Here is a 21,236-nt window from a genome sequence, read left to right on the forward strand (position 1 = left end):
ACGAACGGGCCGGGCCCGGGACCACGAGGTCCCGGGCCCGGCCCGTTCGGCATGGCTACGCCATCACCATCAGCTGTGCGCGCGCAGCAGGCTGCGCATCGTCCGCATCGCCACCGACAGGTTCGCCAGGTCGAAGTCGTCCGAGCCCCGGATCTCCTCCAGGGTCGTCCGGGCCCGCCCGATGATCGCCGCGTTCTTCTCCTCCCACGCCCTGAAGCGCTCCTCGGGAGTCGAGGCGCCGTCGCCCACCGCCAGCACGTCCGCGGTCAGCGCCGCGTGCGCCGCGAACAGGTCCTCACGGATCGACGCGCGGGCCATGGACTGCCAGCGGTCGGCCCGCGGCAGCTCGATGATCCGGTCCATCAGCTGCGTGATGTCCAGGCGGTCGGCGAGGTCGTAGTACACCTCGGCGACGCCCAGCGGGTCCACGCCCGTCCGGTCCGCGATCGCGACGATGTCCAGCGTCGGGAAGGCCGAGGAGAACCCGGCGACCTTCGCCGCCAGCTCCTCCGGCACGCCCTCGCCGGTCAGCTCGTCCATGACCAGCTGGTACCACTCCAGGTCCGCACCGCGCACCAGCTTCGGCAGCTCCGTCCACACCCCCGCGACCCGCTCCCCGAAGAAGGCGATGGTCTCGGTGATCTGGAGCGGCTGCGGCCGGTTGTTGAGCAGCCAGCGGGTACCGCGCTCGACCAGGCGGCGCGAGTGCAGGCGCACCCGGGTCTGGACGTCCGCCGCCACCTTGTTGTCCAGCGCCTCCACCGCGTCCCACACCTCGGCGAGGCCGAAGATCTCGCGGGCCGCGAGCTGCGCCCGGACGATCTCCTCCGTGGACGCCCCGGTCTCCTCGCGCAGGCGGTGCAGGAACGTCGAACCACCGGTGTTGACGGTGTCGTTGACCAGGATCGTCGTGATGATCTCGCGGCGCAGCGCGTGGGCGTCGATCTGCTCGGCGAACTTGTCGCCCAGGACCGCCGGGAAGTACGCGAAGAGCAGGCGGCGCAGGTACGGGTCGTCCGGCAGCCCGGTGGCGATGAGCTCGTCCGCCGTCGTGATCTTCGTGTAGGCGAACAGGACGGCCAGCTCCGGCTGGGTCAGGCCCTTGCCGTTGTTCAGCAGCTCGCGGATCTGCCGGTCGGTGGGCAGGAACTCCAGCTCGCGGTTGAGCAGGCCCGCGCCCTCCAGACGGCGCATGAAGCGCTGCTGGGCGTGGAGCAGGCTGGGTGCCTGGGACGAGCCGTTGGCCAGCGCGATGTTCTGCGCGTAGTTGTTGCGCAGCACCAGGCGGCCGACCTCGTCGGTCATCTGCGCGAGCAGCTTGTTGCGCTGCTTGACGGTCATGTCGCCGTCGGCGACGACCGCGTTGAGCAGGATCTTGATGTTCACCTCGTGGTCGGAGGTGTCCACACCCGCGCTGTTGTCGATGGCGTCGGTGTTGACCTTGCCGCCCTCGCCGCCGGCGCCGCTGCGGGCGAACTCGATGCGGCCGAGCTGGGTCAGGCCCAGGTTGCCGCCCTCGCCGATGACCCGTGCCCGCACGTCGCAGCCGTTGACGCGGATGGCGTCGTTGGCCTTGTCGCCGACGTCGGCGTGGGTCTCGGAGGTCGCCTTGACGTAGGTTCCGATGCCGCCGTTCCACACCAGGTCCACGGGGGCCTTGAGGATCGACTGCATCAGCTCGGCCGGGGTCATCTTGGTGACGCCGGCCTCGATGCCGAGGGCTTCGCGCATCTGCGCGGTGACCGGGACGGCCTTGGCGGAACGCGGGTGGATGCCGCCGCCCGCTGAGATCAGCGAGGCGTCGTAGTCCGCCCACGAGGAGCGCGGCAGCTCGAACAGGCGCCGGCGCTCGGCGTACGAGGTCGCCGCGTCCGGGTTCGGGTCGATGAAGATGTGCCGGTGGTCGAAGGCGGCGACCAGGCGGATGTGCTCGGACAGCAGCATGCCGTTGCCGAAGACGTCACCGGACATGTCGCCGACGCCGACGACGGTGAAGTCCTGGGTCTGGGTGTCGTGGCCGAGCTCGCGGAAGTGCCGCTTGACGGACTCCCACGCGCCGCGGGCGGTGATGCCCATGCCCTTGTGGTCGTAGCCGGCCGAGCCGCCCGACGCGAAGGCGTCGCCGAGCCAGAAGCCGTAGGACTCCGCCACGCCGTTGGCGATGTCGGAGAACGTCGCGGTGCCCTTGTCCGCGGCGACGACCAGGTAGGTGTCGTCCTCGTCGTGGCGGACCACGCTGCGCGGCGGCACGACCTCGCCGCCGACCATGTTGTCGGTGATGTCGAGCAGCGCCGAGATGAAGATCTTGTACGAGGCGATGCCCTCGGCGAGCCAGGCGTCGCGGTCCACCGACGGGTCGGGGAGGTTCTTGGCGACGAAGCCGCCCTTGGCGCCGACCGGCACGATGACCGTGTTCTTGACCATCTGCGCCTTGACCAGGCCGAGGATCTCCGTACGGAAGTCCTCGCGGCGGTCGGACCAGCGCAGGCCGCCTCGGGCGACCTTGCCGAAGCGCAGGTGGACGCCCTCGACGCGCGGGGAGTACACCCAGATCTCGAAGGCCGGGCGGGGCGCCGGCAGGTCCGGGATGGCCTGCGGGTCGAACTTCATCGACACGTAGGCGTGCTGCTCGCCCTGGGCGTCGAGCTGGAAGAAGTTCGTGCGCAGGGTCGCCTTGATGAGGGTGAGGAAGGCCCGCAGGATGCGGTCCTCGTCGAGCGAGGCGACCTGGTCCAGGGCCCCGTCGAGCTCCTCCAGCATGGCGTCCACGAGCTCGCTGCCGGCGGCCTGGCGGACGGGCGACATCCGGGCCTCGAAGAGCGAGACCAGCAGCCGGGTGGTGTGGACGTTGTTGCGGAGGGTGTCCTCCATGTAGTCCTGGCTGAAGGTGGAGCCGGCCTGGCGCAGGTACTTGGCGTACGCGCGCAGGACGACGGCCTGCCGCCAGGTCAGGCCGGCGCTGAGCACGAGGGTGTTGAAGTTGTCGTTCTCGGCCTGGCCGTTCCAGACGGCCGCGAAGGCGTCCTGGAAGCGCTCGCGGGCGTCGTCGCCGAGGTCGCCCGCCGAGAGGCGCAGACCGAAGTCGTAGATCCACGCGTTCGTGCGGTCGGCACAGCGCAGCTCGTAGGGGCGCTCGTCGGTGACCTCGACGCCGAGGCGCTGGAGGACGGGCAGGACGGCGGACAGGGAGACCTGCTCGCCGGCGCGGTAGATCTTGAAGCGGCGCTCGCCGGGTCCGGCGCCGACGGGCTCGTACAGCGACAGGGCGAACTTCTTGTCGCTGCCGCGCAGCTTCTCCAGGTGCACGAGGTCGGCGACGGCCGCGCGCGGGGAGTGGTCGGCCTTGTAGCCCTCGGAGAAGGCGTTGCCGTAGCGGCGCAGCAGCTCCGCGGCGCGCTCCTCGCCGAGTTCGGCGTTGAGGGCCTGGTCGAAGCCGTCGGCCCAGGAGCGGGCGGCCTCGACGAGACGGCCCTCGATGCGCTCGACGTCGCCGTCGGTCAGCACGGGCAGCTCGGTGCCCTGCGGGACGCGGACGACGAAGTGGATGCGGGAGAGGATCGACTCGGTGTTCCAGGCGGTGAAGTCGACGCTGATGCCGCCGAGCTCCTCGCGCAGGATGTCCATCAGGCGCAGGCGCACGCCGGTGGTGAAGCGGTCGCGGGGCAGGTAGACGAGCGCCGAGTAGTAGCGCCCGTACTCGTCCTGGCGCAGGTACAGCCGCAGCCGGCGGCGTTCCTGGAGGTAGAGGACCGAGGTGACGATGGACTGGAGCTGGTCGACCGGGGTCTGGAACAGCTCGTCGCGCGGGTAGGTCTCCAGGATCTGCGTCAGGTCGCGGCCGTCGTGGCTGGCCGGGGAGAAGCCGGCCCGTTCCAGGACCTCGGCGACCTTGCGGCGGATGACCGGCACGCGGCGCACCGACTCGGTGTACGCGGCGGAGGAGAACAGGCCGAGGAAGCGGCGCTCGCCGACGACGTTGCCGTCGGCGTCGAACTTCTTGACGCCCACGTAGTCGAGGTACGAGGGGCGGTGCACGGTGGAGCGGCTGTTGGCCTTGGTCAGGACCAGCAGGCGGTGCTCGCGGGCCTTGGCGCGGGCGTCGGCCGGCAGCCGGTTGAAGGAGGGCGAGACCGGGTGGCCGTCGTCCTTGCCGCTGTGGTGCGGGTCGGAGCGCAGGATGCCGAGGCCGGTGCCGGGCACGGCGGCCAGCGCGTCGCCGTCGACGAGGTTGTACTCGCGGTAGCCGAGGAAGGTGAAGTGGTCGTCGGCGAGCCAGCGCAGCAGCTCGCGGGCCTCTTCGAGCTCGTACTCGCGCAGGTCCGGGGCAGTGGGCTCGTCGGGCAGGCCGTCGGCGATGCGCAGCGCGGCCTCGCGCATCTTCTCCCAGTCCTCGACGGACTCGCGGACGTCGGACAGGACGCGCTGCAGGTCGACGGTGATCTGCTTGAGGTCGGCGCGGTCGGTCTCACGGTCGATCTCGACGTGGATCCAGGACTCGACGAGGGAGTCGTGGGGGCGCTCGGTGCGGGGGCCGTGCGCGTCGCAGTCGGGGCCGAGGATCTCGATCAGCTTGCCGGTGATGTCACGGCGGACGACGACCTGCGGGTGGATCACGACGTGGATGCCGCGGCCCTGGCGGGAGAGCTCGTTCGTCACGGAGTCCACGAGGAAGGGCATGTCGTCGGTGACGACCTCGACGACGGAGTGGCTGGAGGTCCAGCCGTTCTCCTCCACCGTGGGGGTGTGCACGCGTACGTTCGCGGTGCCCTGCGGCCGGTTCTCGGCCAGCCGGTAGTGGGAGAGCGCGGCTCCGAACACGTCGACCGGGTCCCGGTCCGTGAGGTCCTCGGGCGCCGTGTGCAGGTAGTAGCGCTGGAGGTAGGAGAGGACCGTGTCCTGGTCCGGCCGCTCTCCCTGCTCGGACCCAGTCGGAAGTAGCCCCCCGGCCGGGCTGTGCTCAGCTACCCGGGCCGCCCGTTCGAGCAGCTCGGCCTTTGCTTCGTCCAGCTTGGTCTGCATGTCCTCTGGCTCCTGTCGCGCGCCATTGCGTGACGTAGGTGAAGGAAGGAATGACATAGCGCCGCGAGGCGGGGTGTCCGTTCCGAATCGACGCTATGCCGTCGTGAGAGCCGACCGGGAGGGATTGAGCCAAGATCGGCTGACGGTCCCGGTGGCGGGGATCAGCGATGGCCCGGGCACTGTCGTGCGCCGGGCGCAGGCCGGAGGCTCCAGTGCCCCCGAGGGATATCGCGCTGATCACGGGTACAAGGCTATCCCGACCTACCCCCAAGTCGTCATTCGCTGCATCTGTACAAATCTTGGGGTGGAACTTTGACACTCTGGCCAGCGACGTGGCGAGCCGTCCGTGCAGCGGCCCCGCCAGTCGCTATTCGGCCAGTTCGCGAGCTGTCAGAACGGCCTCGGCCAGGCTGTCCACGACGGGCACTCCGGCTGATTCCAGACTGCGGCGGCTGTGCGAACCGCCCGTGTAGAGGACCGCGCGGGCGCCGACGTGGGCGGCGGCGAGGGCGTCGTCCACGGCGTCTCCGATGAGGACCGTACGGCCGGCGGTGACGCCCGTCGCGTCGAGGGCCTGCAGGTGGCGTACGAGGTGTCCCGCCTTGGAGGTGTGGGAGGGGCCGGTCCGCCCGTCGACGCGCAGGAAGTGCCCGTCGATGCCGTGGGACTTCACCAGCGGCACGAGTTTGTCGTGGGGGGCGAGAGACAGCAGGGACTGGGTGAGCCCGTCCCGCTGCCAGTCCCGGAGCAGTTCGCGGGCGCCGTCGGCGAGCCCGGAGTCCGCGGCGGCGGCCCAGTAGTGGCGGTGGAAGGTCTCGTCCATGACGAGCCACTCCTCCTCGGTGGGCAGCCGTCCCATGAGGCGCTCGTAGAACTTCGGCACCGGTACGACGTACATGTCGCGGTACGTCTCCAGGGTGATCGGCGCGAAGCCGAGCTCGGCGAAGGAGGCGTTCGTCGCGGTGATCACGGCGTCGATGTCGTGGAGGAGGGTGCCGTTCCAGTCCCACACGATGTGGTGGGTGCGGGTCATTTCAGCAGCCCCGGGATCTCCTGGACGCCGAACCACAGCAGCTCGTGGTCCTCGGCGCCGTCGACGGCGGACCGCGCGTCCTCGTCCCCGCCGTCGGCGGCGGGCAGGGCCAGCGCGGCGGCGGCGACGTCCGCGTCGGCGTCGTCGGCGTCCACGTGGACCGCGGCGGCCACGGCGAGCCGCACGGGGGCGGCCAGGCTCACCTGGCCGAGGGCGGCCTCGTCGGTCCCGGGGGTGGCGGTGGCGGCCTTGTCGTCGACGTCGAGGGCGACGACGACGCGCCGGCGGGGCGCGCCGGGGTCGGCGGCGAGCAGCCGCAGCGAGGCGGCGGCCGCCCGGCCCAGGGCGGCGTACTCCAGCTCCTCGATGTCCTCCGAGACGTACCACTCGCGGAGCCCGGGGGTGACGGCGTACGCCCGCAGCCGGGCGGGGCCCAGCTCACCCGCCTGGTGCACCTCGGCGAGCGCGGGGAGGGTCAGGGGGACGTACACACGCATGGCCGGCTGCTTTCGGTCGTCGGAAACGCACCCAGGATACGACCCGGCGGGGGTCGCCCGGGGGTTCGCAGGGTGACGGCCGCCGTACCCCATCGGGGTCCCGGGACGCGCCGGGCGGCCGTCCACCGGCCGCCACGGCGCCGGGCCCGGCCCGCGCGGGGGCGGCGGGGCGGGCACTCGGATAGGTGAACCTGGCCGGCCTCGGGCCGGGGCCGGGCGCCGGTTGCGGAGCGTGTTCACCGACCGTAGAAGATCCCCATCAAGTTACCGCCCGGTACCACTCCGGGCCCGGCCTGTTCGGGGGCAGATCGCGATGGACACCACGACGCGCGGCACGATCGGCAGCAACGACGGCCGTCGCCGGCCCGCAGGCCGCTCCGGGACCCGCCCCGCCGGACGGCGCGACCAGCGGCGCCCGGCGGGCCCCGCGGCACCGGCGGCTCCCACGGGCCCTCGGAGCCCGGCGGGCCCGCACCACTGGTTCGCCGAACGCCTCCTGGCCGTGCTCTGCGGGCTGCGCCCGGTGCACTCGCTCCTGGGACACACCGTGGGCCCCGCCTACCAGCAGCTGGTCACCCTGGCGCCCGCGGACCCGCTGCGCGAGCGCCTGCGGCCGGTCGTCCGCCGCTGCGGCCGCTTCATCCCCGGCCCCGGTGTCATCGAGGCCTTCGCCCGCATCGCGACCGGCGACCGCGTGACGGCGATGGCCTTCCGCCTGGAACAGGGCCCGGACCTCCGCTGGCGCTGCGCAGCGGTGGAGATCCAAGGCCCCCGCCCCTGACCGGCCCCGCCGCACCTTCCAGCCCCCTCCAGCCCCGCCGGCGCTTGAGGCGCGGGGGCTCGGGGGCAGCGCCCCCGCAACAGCGCCGCACCCGGCACGGACCCGCACCACCGGCGGTGTGAAACGGCCGGGGCCGGACACCACAAGGTGTCCGGCCCCGACCGACGAGCCACGCCCCCCGCAGGGGACCGGCGGGCTACTTCTTGCGGCGCCGCCCACCCGCCGCCTTCTGCGCCTTACGGCGCTCCGCTCGCGTCATCCCGTCACCGGCGGCGTCGCTGTCGAAGTCGCCCTCGATCACGCCGCCCTCCCCGTCGACCGTCGGCGCGGAGAAGTGCAGCCGGTCCGGACGCTGCGGCGCGTCCAGCCCCTTCGCCCGGATCTCCGGACGCGCGGCCGGCACCGGCTCCTTCGTCATCGACGGCGCGGCGTCCTGCACCGGAAGCTCCTCGACCTGCTGCTCGACCTGGACCTCCAGGTTGAACAGGTAGCCGACGGACTCCTCCTTGATGCCTTCCTGCATGGCGTTGAACATGTCGAAGCCCTCGCGCTGGTACTCGACCAGCGGGTCCTTCTGGGCCATCGCGCGCAGGCCGATGCCCTCCTGCAGGTAGTCCATCTCGTACAGGTGCTCACGCCACTTGCGGTCCAGCACCGACAGGACCACGCGCCGCTCCAGCTCGCGCATGATCTCGGAGCCGAGGGCCTTCTCGCGGGCCTCGTACTGCTCGTGGATGTCGTCCTTGACGGACTCCGCGATGAACTCGGCGGTGATGCCGGCGCGGTCGCCCGCGGCCTCCTCCAGCTCCTCGATGGTGACCTTCACCGGGTAGAGCTGCCGGAAGGCGCTCCACAGGCGCTCCAGGTCCCACTCCTCGGCGAAGCCCTCGACCGTCTCGGCGGCGATGTACGCGTCGATGGTGTCGTCCATCATGAAGCGGACCTGCTCCTGGAGGTCCTCGCCCTCCAGGACGCGGCGGCGCTCCCGGTAGATGACCTCCCGCTGGCTGTTGAGGACCTCGTCGTACTTCAGGACGTTCTTGCGCGTCTCGAAGTTCTGGGTCTCGACCTGCGACTGGGCCGACGCGATCGCGCGCGTCACCATCTTGTTCTCGATCGGCACGTCGTCCGGCACGTTGGCCATGGCCATGACGCGCTCGACCATCTGCGCCTTGAACAGACGCATCAGGTCGTCGCCCAGCGACAGGTAGAAGCGGGACTCGCCCGGGTCGCCCTGACGGCCGGAACGGCCGCGCAGCTGGTTGTCGATACGGCGCGACTCGTGGCGCTCGGTGCCCAGCACGTACAGTCCGCCGAGCCCCTTGACCTCCTCGAACTCCGCCTTCACGGCGGCCTCGGCACGGGTGAGCGCCGCGGGGAGGGCGTGCGCCCACTCCTCGATGTGCTCCTCCGGGTCCAGGCCCTGCTGGCGCAGCTCGGCCTCGGCGAGGTCGTCCGGGTTGCCGCCGAGCTTGATGTCGGTACCGCGGCCGGCCATGTTCGTGGCGACGGTGACGGCGCCGCGGCGGCCGGCCTGGGCGACGATCGTGGCCTCGCGCTCGTGGTGCTTGGCGTTGAGGACCTCGTGCGGGATGCCGCGCTTGGAGAGCTGCTGGGAGAGGTACTCGGACTTCTCGACCGACGTCGTACCGACGAGGATCGGCTGGCCCTTCTCGTGCTTCTCCGCGATGTCGTCGACGACGGCGGCGAACTTGGCCACCTCGGTGCGGTAGATCAGGTCGGCCTGGTCCACGCGCTGCATCGGCCGGTTCGTCGGGATCGGGACGACACCGAGCTTGTAGATCTGGTGGAACTCGGCGGCCTCGGTCATGGCCGTACCGGTCATGCCCGACAGCTTCGAGTACAGGCGGAAGAAGTTCTGCAGGGTGATCGTGGCGAGGGTCTGGTTCTCGTCCTTGATGTCCACCCCTTCCTTCGCCTCGATCGCCTGGTGCATGCCCTCGTTGTAACGGCGGCCGGCGAGGATACGGCCGGTGTGCTCGTCGACGATCATGACTTCGCCGTCGATGACGACGTAGTCCTTGTCCTTCTTGAACAGTTCCTTCGCCTTGATGGCGTTGTTCAGGTAGCCGACGAGCGGGGTGTTCACCGACTCGTAGAGGTTCTCGATGCCGAGCCAGTCCTCGACCTTGGCGACGCCGGCCTCGTGGATGCCGACGGTGCGCTTCTTCTCGTCGACCTCGTAGTCGCCGGTCTCCTCGATGCCCTTGAGCGGCTGGCCGGCCTCGCCCTTGGTCAGGCGGGTGACGAGCTTCGCGAAGTCCGCGTACCACTTCGTGGCCTGGTCCGCGGGACCGGAGATGATCAGCGGGGTGCGGGCCTCGTCGACGAGGATGGAGTCGACCTCGTCGACCACGGCGAAGTTGTGGCCGCGCTGGACGAGCTCGTCCTGCGACCACGCCATGTTGTCGCGCAGGTAGTCGAAGCCGAACTCGTTGTTCGTGCCGTAGGTGATGTCGCAGTTGTACTGCTCGCGCCGCTGCGCGGGCGACATGTTCGCCAGGATGCAGCCGATGCTCAGGCCCAGGAACTTGTGGACGCGGCCCATCATCTCGGAGTCGCGCTCGGCCAGGTAGTCGTTCACCGTGATCAGGTGGACGCCCTTGCCGGACAGCGCGTTGAGGTACGCGGGCAGGGTGCCGACGAGGGTCTTGCCCTCACCGGTCTTCATCTCGGCGACATAGCCGAGGTGCAGCGCCGCGCCGCCCATGATCTGCACGTCGTAGTGGCGCTGGCCGAGGACGCGCTTGGCCGCCTCGCGCACGGTCGCGAAGGCCTCGGGCAGCAGGTCGTCCAGGCTCTCGCCGTCCTGGAAGCGCTGCTTGTACTCGTCCGTGAGCGCCCGCAACTCGGCGTCGGAGAGGTTGACGAAGTCCTCTTCGATGGAGTTGACCTGGTCCGCGATGCGGTGCAGTTTGCGCAGGATCTTGCCTTCGCCTGCACGCATGAGCTTGTTGAAGACGGACACTGAGGCTGGTCTCCTTGCCGGTCGGGCCTGGGCACTTTACGTAGCCGGGCACGGCAGGTGGGCCCCACCGCAACGGCCATCGTAAGCGAGGACAGGGCCGCGTCGGGAGGTCCGCCGTTCCCGTGAGGGCACGGGCGCCCGGATTGAGAACGTACGGGGGACACCGAAGGTGCCGCATCGCCCGAAGGGATCACCGAAAATTGTTCGTCCCCGGCGGCGGGACGGCAGCAGAATCCGTTCATGGAGCCCACGACACTGAAGACGGACCGTCTGGTACTGCGGCCTTTCGTCCCCGCCGACGAGGCCGAGGTCTACGCCGCCGCACAGGACCCCGACATCCAGCGCTGGACGCTGGTCCCCTCCCCCTACGAGGAGGAGCACGCGCACACCTGGGTCACCGAGACCTCGCCCAACGGCTGGCGCGACGGCACGGCCTTCCCCTTCGCCGTACGCCTGGGGGCCGAGGGCCCGCTGGTCGCGTCCGTCGGGCTGCACGTCCACAGCGCGGAGAGCTACGAGGTCGGCTACTGGGCGGTCCGCGAGCACCGCGGCCGGGGCTACACGGCCGAGGCGGTCCTGGCCGTCGCCCGCTGGGCGTTCACCGAGCTCGGCATCGGACGTCTGGAATGGCGGGCCGAGGTGGGCAACGCCGGCTCCCGCGCCGTGGCCGAGAAGGCCGGCTTCCGGGTCGAGGGCACGCTGCGGGCCGGCATCATCCAGCGCGAGACCTACCGCGACTGCTGGATCGGCGCCCTCCTCCCCTCCGACCTGGGCCTCACCCCGGCCATGCCCTACCTGCCGGCGCCCGCCGCCTGACCGGTCCACTGACCGGTCCGCTGTCAGTGGCGGCTCGTAGGCTTCGGCACATGAGCAGCCTGCCGCCGCCGACCGTGTCCCTGTCCGCCGACGAGGCCCGCCGGATCGCCCTGCGCGCGCAGGGCTTCCTCGGCGCCCCCGACCGGCGCGGCGGGGTCCGCGGGGTCCTGCGCCACCTGGGCGCCGTCCAGCTCGACACCATCTCGGTGCTGGCCCGCTCGCACGAGCTGATCCCGTACGCCCGGCTCGGCGCGGTCGGCCGGGACACCGTGGAGAAGGCCTACTGGACCGAGCGGCACGCCTTTGAGTACTGGTCGCACGCGGCCTGCATCCTGCCCATCGAGGAATGGCCGCATTTCGCCTTCCGCCGCCGGGCCAACCGGACGCGCGGCCACCGCTGGCACATCCTCCAGGACAAGCAGCACTCGACGCGGGCGGTCCTGGACCGGCTGAGGGCGGACGGCCCGCTGACCTCCACCGAGCTGGGCGGCGCGAAGAACGGCGGCGAGTGGTTCGAATGGTCCGAGACCAAGATCGCCGTGGAGTGGCTCCTCGACACCGGCGAGGTGGTGTGCAGCGAGCGCCGCAGCTGGAAGCGGGTCTACGACCTCCCCGAGCGGGCCGTGCCCGACCCGCTGCTCCACGACGACCTGGACGACCGCGAGTGCCTGCGCCGCCTGGTGGCCCTGGCCGGCCGGTCCCTCGGCGTCGGCACCCGCGCCGACATCGCGGACTACCACCGGCTCAAGGGGGAGCAGTTCGACGCGGTCGTCGCGGACTCCGGGCTGGTCCCGGTGGAGGTGGAGGGCTGGGCCAAGCCCGCCTGGGCCGACCCCGCCGCCCTGGCGACGGCGCCCCGGGGCCGGCACCGCACGACGCTGCTGTCCCCGTTCGACTCCCTGGTCTGGGACCGTCCGCGCACCGAGCGGATCTTCGGCTTCACGCACCGCCTGGAGGCGTACGTTCCCAAGCCCAAGCGGATACACGGGTACTTCGCGATGCCGCTGCTGGCGGGCGGCCGGCTCCAGGGCCGCGTCGACCCGGCCCGCGAGGGCGGCACGCTGGTCGCCCGGCAGCTCTCGCTGACCTCGCCCGCGGCCGCGCCGGCGATGGCCCGTGCGCTGCGGGAGGCTGCGGAGTGGGTCGGCTGCGACGCGGTCCGCGTCGAGCGCGCGCAGAGCCCGGCGGAGGCCGCGGCGGTCACGGCGGAGCTGACCGCGCTGGGCAACTGACCGCACTCGGCACCTGGCCCCGCCGGGCAGCCGACCGCCGCCCCCGCGGGGGTGCGGTCAGCGGATCTCCAGGATCTTCTCCCGCATCGCGTAGACCACGGCCTCCATCCTGGAGTGCAGCTGAAGCTTCTCCAGGATGTTGCGGACGTGGTTCTTCACGGTGTTCTCCGAGATGAACAACTCCTTGGCGATGTCACGGTTGTTCATGCCGGTGGCCACCAGCTTCAGGACCTCCAGCTCCCGGTCCGTCAGCCGCGGCGCCGGCACCAGCCGCCGCTCGTCGGTCCGCTGGATCATCGACTTGAACTCGGTCAGGAGCTTCGACGCCATCGACGGGCTGATCTGCGACTGGCCGTCGGCCACCGCCCGGATCGCCGTGGCCACCTCGTCCGTGGAGATCTCCTTCAGGAGGTAGCCGGTCGCGCCCGCCTTGATCGCGTCGTAGAGGTCCGCCTCCTCGTCGCTGATCGTCAACATGATGATCTTCGCCGAGGGTGCCACCTCCTTGATCGAGGTGCATGCCTCGATGCCGCCGCGCCGGGGCATCCGCACGTCCATGAGCACGATGTCCGGCAGCAGGTCGGCCGCCTTGTCCACCGCCTCCGCGCCGTCCCCGGCCTCGCCGACGACCTGGATGTCCTCCTCCTGCGCGAGGACGATCTCCAGTCCCCGGCGGAAGAGCGCGTGGTCGTCGACGACGAGCACCCGGATGGGTTCCCCGGCCGGCGGGCCGGCGGTCTCCCCCGAGGGGTCCGCCCCGCGGCAGGCCGCACCGCCGTCCGCGCGTACCGGACCGAAGCTGTCCGCCATCACGTCCCTCCCCCTGCATGTGCCGAGTTGCCGGGCCAACCGGACACGCTGCGCAGCCGGTTGACTGCCCGCCATGATTCCATGCCCGCACCGTGGCGCGGGGGATGCCGGCGGACCTCCTGGCGCATACCCGTCATGCAGGTGCCCCCGCGGAGACGCCGGAGCGTCCCGCGGGGGCAGCGAACGGTCTGCTCAGCCGCCGAGCGCGCCACCCGCGCCGCCCCGCGGCTCCTCCGAGCTGGAGGCCCCGTCGGGGTTCACATGGATGACGCCGTAGTCATAGGCGTGGCGCCGGTAGACGACACTGGGCAGCTTGGTCTCGGAATCGACGAACAGATAGAAGTCGTGGCCGACCAGCTCCATCTCGTACAGAGCCTGGTCGAGCGACATGGGCGCGGCCGAGTGGGTCTTCTCGCGGACGATGAGCGGGCCTTCACCCTGCACTTCGATGGATCCGATCCGGGTGATCGGAACTCCGTCCGTCTTCTCCTCGGTGACCGGCTGGCCACTGCCGTTGAGGGACGCGACGCCCGGTACGACGTCGGCGACCTCCGCCGCCGGGATGCGGCCGCTGCCACGGCGGGTGAAACGCTTGTCGTGCTGCTTGCGCAGCCGGGCCTCCAGCTTGTCCTGGGCAAGGTCCAGCGCCGCATACGGGTCGGCGGCGGCCGCCTCGGCCCGGATCACAGGGCCCCGCGAACGCAGGGTGATCTCCACGCGGTCGGAACGGTCGGCCTGGCGCGGGTTGTGCTCCTTGGACACCTCGACGTCCAAGCTGATCACCTTGGCGTCGAGCTTCTGGATCCGCTCCGGATTCAGCTTCTCGGCCACGTGCTTGCGGAACCGCTCGGGCACCTCGGTCTTGCGGCCCTTGACGACGATGTCCACGCAGAACTCCGTTCCCGGATAGCTCCGCCCGACGGGGCGAAGCGTCTCCCTTTCGCACCAGACTCCGGTGAAGGCCGGAGCCTCGGACTTGGCGACTTTCACCTCCTCCTCCCCCATCGGCAAGATCTACACCCCACCGACTTCGGAGTCGAGAGAACAGCCTCCTGAGTTCCTTACAACCGAACATATCCCTCTATGGCGGTTGTCGGCACCCGCTACTGGCCTGTACTTCCAGTCCAGTGGCCGTTCCCTCGTACTACCTGCAACGATGGGCCTTCCCCTCCAGTTCCAAATCTATTCACCGGATTTCCCGCCGGAGACGTTCCCGCTCACCGCCGCCACGCGCGGGGACTCCGCCCGAAGGAGCCCGCCGGCGCGGCCACCACCGCGGCCCGCAGCACGCCGCCCGCTCCCGCCCCGGCGCCTTCCCCGGATCCGCCGCCGCATCCCACGGCCAGCCCCGCCGCGCGCACCGCCCGCGCCGCCTCGGCCAGCGTCGCCCCGGTGGTGACCACGTCGTCCACCAGTACGATCCGGGCCCCCCGCGTCAGCCGTGCCCCGTCCCGGCGCACCGCCAGCGCCCCCGCCAGGTTCTCCCGGCGCTGCCGGGCCCCCAGTCCCGCCTGGTCCGCCACCGCCCGTCGCAGCGCCAGTACGGGCGCCACACGCGCCGGCACCCCGGCCCGCCGCAGCCCTCCCGCCGCGGCCAGCGCGATCCTGCGCGCCGGATCGTGCCCGCGCGCCCGCACCTGTCCGCGCGCCGAGGGGACCGGCACCAGTGCCACCTCGCCCCGCCCCCGCCCGGCCCCGCCGGCCAGGACGGCCGCGGCCAGCGCCGCACCCAGCACACCGGCCAGCGGGAGCGCCCCGCGCTCCTTGTGGGCCAGCAGGACCTCCCGTACGGCTCCCTCGTAGGCGGCGGCCGCGTGTACCGGCGGCAGCCCCTCGGGGCGCGGGGACGGGCCCACCGGACCCGCAGCGGACCCGCTGAGCGCGTCCCGGCAGCCCTCGCACACCAGCACGCGGGCGGCACCGCACCCCGCGCAGTCGACGGGCAGGACCAGCCCGGCGAGCTCCCGCCACCACCCCCGCATGGCACCACACTGGCGGCCGGGCCCCCGGCCCGCCACCCCTGTGGACGACGGCCGGCGGCCGGGCGGCAGCCGGGAGCCCGCGGCTTCAGCCCGGGTAGACCGGCGACCCGCCCGCGGCCACGGTCCGCCACTGCGCACCCGGCGGCAGCCAGACGATCCCGTCCTCCGAGTACCCCAGCACCGGCTTCGGCTTCGACTCGTCCTCCGCGGCCGCCGCCGCGACCTCGGACAGCCCCGTGGCCCCCGGCAGGCTCGCCGCGACCATCGAGCCGTCCGCCAGCATGTAGCGGGCCTGCTGCACCCCGCCCTTCTCCCGGCCCACCACCAGCAGCCGGCCCCGCGGCGCCCAGCTCATCGTCGTCACGTCCGCCATCTGCGGGGCCGCGGGCCGCAGCTCGCGCACCGACACCGCCGAGATGTCGCCCTTCGCGTCCGGCCGCTCGATCCGCCCGACGTACAGCTTCTTGCCGGCGGGGGCCTCCTCCAGCAGCAGCGCGATCCGCGCCCCGTCGGCGGACGCCTTCAGCGAGGCGATCCGCCGCCCGTCGAGCCCGGCCACCTGCACCCTCTCCGGCGTTCCGGTCCCGCCCGGCACCCGCCACAGCCCCGGCTGCTGCGGATCGCGGTCCGCGACCCACAGGTCGCCCGACGCGTCCCAGCTCGGCGCCGTCAGCGTCTCCGCCTTGCCGCCCCTGCCGATCGGCACCTGCGCCGGCATCGGCCCGCCCCCGGACGTCGGCACCACGTACAGCCCGTGCCCGTCCTCGGAGACCACGGCCGCGCGCTGCTCGTCGTGCGACACCGCGGCCGACCGGACCTTGAACGCGGGCAGGGTCGCCAGCGGCCCCGGCACCGGTTCGGTGTGGACCTGCTGGTCCTCGCCGCCCACGTCGAGCTTCATCCGGACCAGCCGCTTCTCGCTGTCGACGAAGTACTGGAAGTCGGGGAGCTTGGGCCGCCTGGCGATGGCGTCCGCGCTCACCGACGTCACCGTGCACAGCGACGACGTCTTGTCGTCGGAGGAGCGCAGCAGTTCGACCTGGTCGAGCCGTGAGCCCGTCAGGTCCTTGACGGTGTACAGCAGTTGGGTGGCCATCTTCTTGCACTGCGGCTGCGCGATGTTGCCCACCTTGTCGTTGAGCGGCACGCGCAGCGTGTTCTGGCCGTCGTACGAGAGGGACTTGGTGCCCGTACGCAGTTCCGTACCGGTGGGGAAGGCGGACTCCACGACCGGCGCGAGCCACCGGGACGGCCCGGCGAGCAGCGACTGCACCGTCTGCGTGGTCGGGTCCATCCGCGAGTCGGGGTCGCTGCGCTGGCGCACGTAGACCGGGTCGGCGACGAGCGTGCCGCCGGCGAAGTAGTACTTGTTCACCGGCATGTAGATGCGCTGGAAGTCCGACTCGCTGAGCACGAGGCCGCTCGGCGGGGTCGAGATGCGCCACTGCTTGTCCTCGTCCTGGACGAGCTGGAGCTGCTCCTCGTAGTCCCGGACGCCGGTCTGCGGCTGGTAGGCGCTGTGCTCGTCGACGGTCGCGAGCTTCTTGCCGGTCACCTTCCAGCGGGGCCCTTCGGGGTCCTTCTCGCCGCGGACCGCGACCCGGCTGAGGCCGGAGGAGAGCACGGTGACGGCGGAGCTGGGCTTCCAGGACTTCGCGGCGGCCGGCGTGAGGTACTTGCGGGCGGTCTCCAGCTGCGGGTCGTCGCTGGTCATCGCCTCCAGGAAGCCGTCGACGATCTCCGCCGGAGTGGCCTTGTCCGCGGGCGGCACGCCGAACACCCGCACCTGCGAGTCCACGCCCTGCGACGCCTGCACGGCGCGGATCTCGCCGCTGTGGGGCATCGAGGCGCAGCCGGCCAGGACCAGCCCGGCTGCCGGGAAGGCGTACGCCCGCAGCGTGCGCAGGCGCCGGCCCCTCACCCGTGCGCTCCCCCACCGCGCGTCCACGGGCTCACCGTCCATCGGCTCGATCCTCCTGTTGTGCCTGCTCGGCCGGGCGGGCCACGACCCGGGCCCCGTTCCCCGGCAGGGCCGTCGGGTCGGCGGGCACCGACATCGCGCCCGCGACGGGCGACCGCGGCGGTATCGGCGAGCGGTCCGCGGCCTCGGCCGTCTGCCGCTCCGCCGCCCCGCCGGAGGCCGCCGCCGCGGCGTCCGCCGCGGCCCGGGCCCGGTTCGCCCGGGAGTCCTCGGGTTCCAGCGGGATGGGCGAGCCCCGCAGCGGCTCGTCCGCCGTACGCGGCAGCGTCAGCCGGAACTGGGATCCGCCGCCCGGCTCGCCCCACGCCTGGAGCCAGCCGCCGTGCAGCCGGGCGTCCTCGACGGCGATGGACAGGCCCAGGCCCGTGCCGCCGGTCGTACGCGCCCGAGCCGGGTCGGCCCGCCAGAAGCGGTTGAAGACTCGGGTCGCCTCGCCCGGTTTGAGGCCGACACCGTAGTCGCGTACGGCGACGGCGACGGCCCCGCCCGCGGACGCCAGCCGCACCACCACGTCCCGGCCCTCGCCGTGCTCCACCGCGTTGACGACGAGGTTGCGCAGCACCCGCTCGACGCGCCGCGCGTCGGCCTCGGCGATCACCGGCTGGGAGTCGCCGAGGACCCGGATCCGGGTGCCCTTGTGCTCGGCCAGCGGCTCCGCCCCGTCGATGACGCGGTGCACCACCTCGCGCAGGTCGATCGGCTCCGCCTCCAGGGCCGCCGCCCCGGCGTCGAAGCGGCTGATCTCCAGCAGGTCGGCGAGCAGCGACTCGAAGCGGTCGAGCTGACCGGCCAGCAGCTCCGCGGAGCGGGCCGTCACCGGATCGAAGTCGACCCGGGCGTCGTGGATGACGTCGGCGGCCATCCGCACCGTCGTCAGCGGGGTCCGCAGCTCGTGGCTGACGTCCGAGACGAACCGCCGCTGCATCCGGGACAGCTCCTCCAGCTGCTGGATCTTGTTCTGGAGGTTCTGCGCCATCTTGTTGAAGGCCTCGCCCAGACGGGCGATGTCGTCCTCACCGGTGACCTTCATCCGCTCCTGGAGCCGGCCCGCCGACAGCCGCTCGGCGATCCCGGCGGCCATCCGTACGGGGCTCACCACCTGGCGTACGACGAGCCAGGCGATACCGCTCAGCAGGACCACGACGAACAGCCCGGCGGTGGCGATGGTGGACTTGACCAGGTTGAGGGACTCCTCCTCCTGGGTCAGCGGGAAGAGGTAGTACAGGTCGTACGGGTCCCCGTTGACGTCCGTCAGCCGCTTGCCCACGACCAGCGCCGGCTCGGGCTCCTTCTGGTCGGCACCGCTGGTGTAGCGGATCTCCGAGAAGGTCTTGAAGGTGCCGGTGGCGTGGTTGACGGCCCTGCGCAGGTTGATCGGCACACTGGCGGTCGGATCCACGTTCCCGGAGGCACGGGCGCCCCGGACGCCCTGCGCGCCCGGCTGGGGCTCCTCCCCGGTGCCGGCCCCGAGCGCGACCACCTCGAAGGCGGTCTGCCCGCCGCTGGCCAGCTGCTTGACCAGAGAGTTCATCCACGTGCTGGCGTCACGGCCGACCTTGTTGTCGGCCACGTCGGGCCCGTCCACGGTCGCGGGCGTGTTGGCCTTCTCCTGCGCCACGGCGAACCCGCCGGCGGCCTGGCTCTGCGCGGCCTCCTCCTTGGCGTCGAGGAGGCCCTTGCTGACCTGCGCGATGACGACGAAGCCCAGCGCCAGGACCACGGAGAGCGAGATCAGCAAGGTGGCGGCGACCACCCGGAGCTGGATGTTGCGCCGCCACAGGCGGACAGCCGGACGTAGCGGCCGCCGCACGAGGCGTATGAACAGCCGCAGCATGCGGCCCGCGGGCGCCCCGTCCCGGAGCAGCCTGCCGGTCCACAGGCGGGAACCGCCCCGGACCCTGCCCGAGGTGCCGGACTGCACGTCAGCTGGGTCCGGCCTTGTAGCCGACACCGCGCACCGTCACGACGATCTCGGGACGCTCCGGGTCCTTCTCGACCTTGGAGCGCAGACGCTGAACGTGCACGTTGACCAGACGGGTGTCCGCCGCGTGCCGATAGCCCCAGACCTGCTCCAGCAGCACCTCCCGGGTGAACACCTGCCACGGCTTGCGCGCGAGCGCGACCAGCAGGTCGAATTCGAGCGGCGTCAGGGCGATGGACACACCGTCCCGCTTGACCGAGTGCCCGGCCACGTCGATGACCAGGTCACCGATGGCCAGCTGCTCGGGCGCGGGCTCCTCCGACCGGCGCAGACGGGCCCGGATACGGGCCACCAGCTCCTTCGGCTTGAACGGCTTGACGATGTAGTCGTCGGCCCCGGACTCCAGGCCCACGACCACGTCCACCGTGTCGCTCTTCGCGGTCAGCATGACGATCGGCACGCCGGACTCGGCCCGGATCAGCCGACAGACCTCGATGCCGTCCCGTCCGGGCAGCATGAGGTCCAACAGGACCAGGTCGGGCTTCGCCTCCCGGAAGGCAGCGAGTGCCTTGTCACCGTCCGCTACGAACGACGGCTCAAAACCTTCTCCCCGCAGCACAATGCCGAGCATCTCGGCCAGCGCGGTGTCGTCGTCGACGACGAGGACGCGTCCCTTCATGTTTGACATCATCCCATTAGCCAATCGTTACCCGGCGGTGAGCTGTCCCACAGCCAAAAGGGCTGGAAATCGCCCCTCGGACCTGCGTGGCGATCGACTCGACCGGTCTGACCCGGATCGGGGCGACAATTGAAGGTACGGGCTGCCGGGGATCCGGGGGGACGGCTGGTCCGTTCGGAACCCTCACATGGCACGATGGCAGCGACCAGCGCCCCCGCCGCAGCAGGTGGATGTGAAGGAGCGACGATGAACGACTCTCCGGGCTGGGCTACGCCCGGATCCTCTCCGTCCGACGGCGACCGGCAGGGAACCCCCGCCGGCCGGCCCGGCAGCGACGGCGGCGCGCAGCCTCCCGAACAGCCCGCCGGCGGCTCCAAGTGGTCCGCCGAGCAGCCCCCGCCCGGCCAGTGGTCGAGCCCCGGCGCCACACCCCCCGCCGATGCCCCGCCCACCCCGCCGGCACAGCCCGCCGCGGGCTGGGGGACGCAGCCCGGCGCCCCGTACGGCGGCGGGCCCGCCTACCCCGGCGGCCCGGGCCAGTGGGGCGGGGTCGCCGCCGCCAAGCCCGGAGTGATCCCGCTGCGCCCGCTGGGCCTCGGCGAGATCCTCGACGGCTCGGTCGCCACCATGCGCACGCACTGGCGCTCCGTCGTACCGATCACCCTGGTCGTGGCCACGGTCATCCAGGTGATCGGGGTGCTCGTGCAGAAGTTCATGCTGAGCGACCTGCCCCTCAGCTCCGAGGACATGACCGCCGAGGAGGCGATCGACAGCCTCGGCAGCACCCTCGCGGTGTCGGTGGTCAACCAGTTCATCCAGGTCATCGGGACGATCGTGGTCACCGCGATGCTCACGATGATCTTCAGCCGGGCCGTCCTGGGTCAGCACTCCTCGGTCTCCGAGGCCTGGCGCGACGCCCGCCCCCAGCTGCTGCGCCTGGCCGGCCTGACCCTGCTGCTGGCCCTCGGCATCATCCTGCTCGGCGCCGTACTGGTCCTGCCCGGAGCCCTCGCGGGCAACGTCGGCCTCGCCGTCGTCGGCTTCGTCGCCTGGCTGCCGCTGGTCATCTGGCTCGGGATCAAGTTCAGCCTGGCCTCCCCCGCCCTGATGCTGGAGAAGAGCACGGTCGTCAAGGCCTTCGCGCGCTCCTCCAAGCTCGTCGGCGGCTCCTGGTGGCGCATCTTCGGCATCACGGTCCTCACCAGCCTGATCGCCTTCATCGTCGCGCTGATGGTCGTCGCACCGTTCCAGATGATCGGCCTCTTCGCCTTCGGCGGCGGCCTCGACTCCCTGGAGGACGGCAGCGCCCAGACCGCCTGGGGGCCGCTGATCTTCTCCGGGATCGGTCTGATCATCGCCCAGACGATCATCATGCCCATCCAGTCCGGCGTCACCGTCCTGCTCTACATCGACCAGCGCATCCGCCGCGAGGGCCTCGACCTGGAGCTCGCCCGGGCGGCCGGCATCGAGAACTACGGCACGACCGGAGGCTGACC

14 protein-coding genes are annotated in these 21,236 nt (G+C 71.7%); 4 read left to right on the forward strand and 10 right to left on the reverse strand.

Annotated elements, in window-relative coordinates:
- Window positions 1–69: 69 nt before the first annotated feature.
- The 3 genes from BSL84_RS12815 to BSL84_RS12825 form a co-directional block, all read right to left on the reverse strand.
- Window positions 70–5,019: an NAD-glutamate dehydrogenase gene (locus BSL84_RS12815; RefSeq protein WP_030029439.1), complete on the reverse strand. Its 4,950-nt coding sequence runs from the start codon at window positions 5,017–5,019 to the stop codon at window positions 70–72.
- Between the two features lie 367 nt (window positions 5,020–5,386).
- Window positions 5,387–6,052, reverse strand: a complete 666-nt coding sequence (locus BSL84_RS12820) for an HAD family hydrolase (protein ID WP_030029441.1) — start codon at window positions 6,050–6,052, stop codon at window positions 5,387–5,389.
- Window positions 6,049–6,549 carry a DUF6912 family protein gene (locus tag BSL84_RS12825; protein WP_075970380.1) on the reverse strand — a complete coding sequence of 167 codons (501 nt, stop codon included), beginning with the start codon at window positions 6,547–6,549 and terminating at the stop codon, window positions 6,049–6,051. The genes BSL84_RS12820 and BSL84_RS12825 overlap by 4 nt, the downstream gene beginning before the upstream one ends.
- Before the next feature lie 313 nt (window positions 6,550–6,862).
- Between BSL84_RS12825 and BSL84_RS12830 the strand changes: the two genes are divergently transcribed.
- The gene (locus tag BSL84_RS12830) at window positions 6,863–7,330 is read left to right on the forward strand and encodes an Rv3235 family protein (RefSeq protein ID WP_234308472.1); all 468 of its coding nucleotides are present in this window, start codon (window positions 6,863–6,865) and stop codon (window positions 7,328–7,330) included.
- A gap of 196 nt (window positions 7,331–7,526) precedes the next feature.
- Here BSL84_RS12830 and secA read toward each other — a convergent pair whose 3' ends face one another.
- Entirely contained in the window at window positions 7,527–10,319 is a 2,793-nt protein-coding gene (secA, locus tag BSL84_RS12835) for a preprotein translocase subunit SecA (protein WP_030030818.1), read from the reverse strand.
- A 240-nt stretch (window positions 10,320–10,559) separates the two neighbouring features.
- Here secA and BSL84_RS12840 point away from each other — a divergent pair, with 240 nt between their 5' ends.
- The gene (locus tag BSL84_RS12840) at window positions 10,560–11,135 is read left to right on the forward strand and encodes a GNAT family N-acetyltransferase (protein ID WP_075970381.1); all 576 of its coding nucleotides are present in this window, start codon (window positions 10,560–10,562) and stop codon (window positions 11,133–11,135) included.
- Between the two features lie 50 nt (window positions 11,136–11,185).
- On the forward strand, window positions 11,186–12,367 hold the full coding sequence (locus BSL84_RS12845; RefSeq protein ID WP_075970382.1) for a winged helix-turn-helix domain-containing protein: 1,182 nt from the start codon (window positions 11,186–11,188) through the stop codon (window positions 12,365–12,367).
- A 57-nt stretch (window positions 12,368–12,424) separates the two neighbouring features.
- Here BSL84_RS12845 and BSL84_RS12850 read toward each other — a convergent pair whose 3' ends face one another.
- The 6 genes from BSL84_RS12850 to mtrA form a co-directional block, all read right to left on the reverse strand.
- On the reverse strand, window positions 12,425–13,177 hold the full coding sequence (locus BSL84_RS12850; RefSeq protein WP_045322831.1) for a response regulator: 753 nt from the start codon (window positions 13,175–13,177) through the stop codon (window positions 12,425–12,427).
- A gap of 192 nt (window positions 13,178–13,369) precedes the next feature.
- The gene (hpf, locus tag BSL84_RS12855; RefSeq protein WP_030032505.1) at window positions 13,370–14,065 is read right to left on the reverse strand and encodes a ribosome hibernation-promoting factor, HPF/YfiA family; all 696 of its coding nucleotides are present in this window, start codon (window positions 14,063–14,065) and stop codon (window positions 13,370–13,372) included.
- A 329-nt stretch (window positions 14,066–14,394) separates the two neighbouring features.
- Entirely contained in the window at window positions 14,395–15,159 is a 765-nt protein-coding gene (locus BSL84_RS12860; RefSeq protein ID WP_045322832.1) for a ComF family protein, read from the reverse strand.
- 85 nt (window positions 15,160–15,244) lie between these two features.
- Window positions 15,245–17,122 carry an LpqB family beta-propeller domain-containing protein gene (locus BSL84_RS12865; RefSeq protein WP_051873436.1) on the reverse strand — a complete coding sequence of 626 codons (1,878 nt, stop codon included), beginning with the start codon at window positions 17,120–17,122 and terminating at the stop codon, window positions 15,245–15,247.
- Window positions 17,112–18,974 (reverse strand): MtrAB system histidine kinase MtrB, encoded by a 1,863-nt coding sequence (gene mtrB, locus BSL84_RS12870; RefSeq protein WP_045322838.1) that lies wholly within the window; start codon window positions 18,972–18,974, stop codon window positions 17,112–17,114. Before mtrB ends, BSL84_RS12865 begins: the two co-directional genes overlap by 11 nt.
- 88 nt (window positions 18,975–19,062) lie before the next feature.
- Window positions 19,063–19,752 (reverse strand): two-component system response regulator MtrA, encoded by a 690-nt coding sequence (gene mtrA, locus BSL84_RS12875; protein ID WP_199816223.1) that lies wholly within the window; start codon window positions 19,750–19,752, stop codon window positions 19,063–19,065.
- Between the two features lie 234 nt (window positions 19,753–19,986).
- Here mtrA and BSL84_RS12880 point away from each other — a divergent pair, with 234 nt between their 5' ends.
- Complete coding sequence (locus BSL84_RS12880) at window positions 19,987–21,234, forward strand: glycerophosphoryl diester phosphodiesterase membrane domain-containing protein (protein WP_045322834.1); 1,248 nt, start codon at window positions 19,987–19,989, stop codon at window positions 21,232–21,234.
- Window positions 21,235–21,236: the final 2 nt, after the last annotated feature.

This window comes from Streptomyces sp. TN58 (assembly GCF_001941845.1).
Lineage (GTDB): Bacteria > Actinomycetota > Actinomycetes > Streptomycetales > Streptomycetaceae > Streptomyces.

Bases quoted from the DNA above. Each gene is read 5' to 3' on its own strand.
- BSL84_RS12865 (WP_051873436.1), bottom strand. From the start codon at position 17,122: ATGGACGGTGAGCCCGTGGACGCGCGGTGGGGGAGCGCACGGGTGAGG.
- BSL84_RS12850 (WP_045322831.1), bottom strand. From the start codon at position 13,177: ATGGCGGACAGCTTCGGTCCGGTACGCGCGGACGGCGGTGCGGCCTGC.
- BSL84_RS12820 (WP_030029441.1), bottom strand. From the start codon at position 6,052: ATGACCCGCACCCACCACATCGTGTGGGACTGGAACGGCACCCTCCTC.
- BSL84_RS12860 (WP_045322832.1), bottom strand. From the start codon at position 15,159: ATGCGGGGGTGGTGGCGGGAGCTCGCCGGGCTGGTCCTGCCCGTCGAC.
- BSL84_RS12880 (WP_045322834.1), top strand. From the start codon at position 19,987: ATGAACGACTCTCCGGGCTGGGCTACGCCCGGATCCTCTCCGTCCGAC.
- BSL84_RS12825 (WP_075970380.1), bottom strand. From the start codon at position 6,549: ATGCGTGTGTACGTCCCCCTGACCCTCCCCGCGCTCGCCGAGGTGCAC.
- BSL84_RS12815 (WP_030029439.1), bottom strand. From the start codon at position 5,019: ATGCAGACCAAGCTGGACGAAGCAAAGGCCGAGCTGCTCGAACGGGCG.
- mtrB (WP_045322838.1), bottom strand. From the start codon at position 18,974: ATGCTGCGGCTGTTCATACGCCTCGTGCGGCGGCCGCTACGTCCGGCT.
- mtrA (WP_199816223.1), bottom strand. From the start codon at position 19,752: ATGATGTCAAACATGAAGGGACGCGTCCTCGTCGTCGACGACGACACC.
- BSL84_RS12845 (WP_075970382.1), top strand. From the start codon at position 11,186: ATGAGCAGCCTGCCGCCGCCGACCGTGTCCCTGTCCGCCGACGAGGCC.
- BSL84_RS12830 (WP_234308472.1), top strand. From the start codon at position 6,863: ATGGACACCACGACGCGCGGCACGATCGGCAGCAACGACGGCCGTCGC.
- BSL84_RS12840 (WP_075970381.1), top strand. From the start codon at position 10,560: ATGGAGCCCACGACACTGAAGACGGACCGTCTGGTACTGCGGCCTTTC.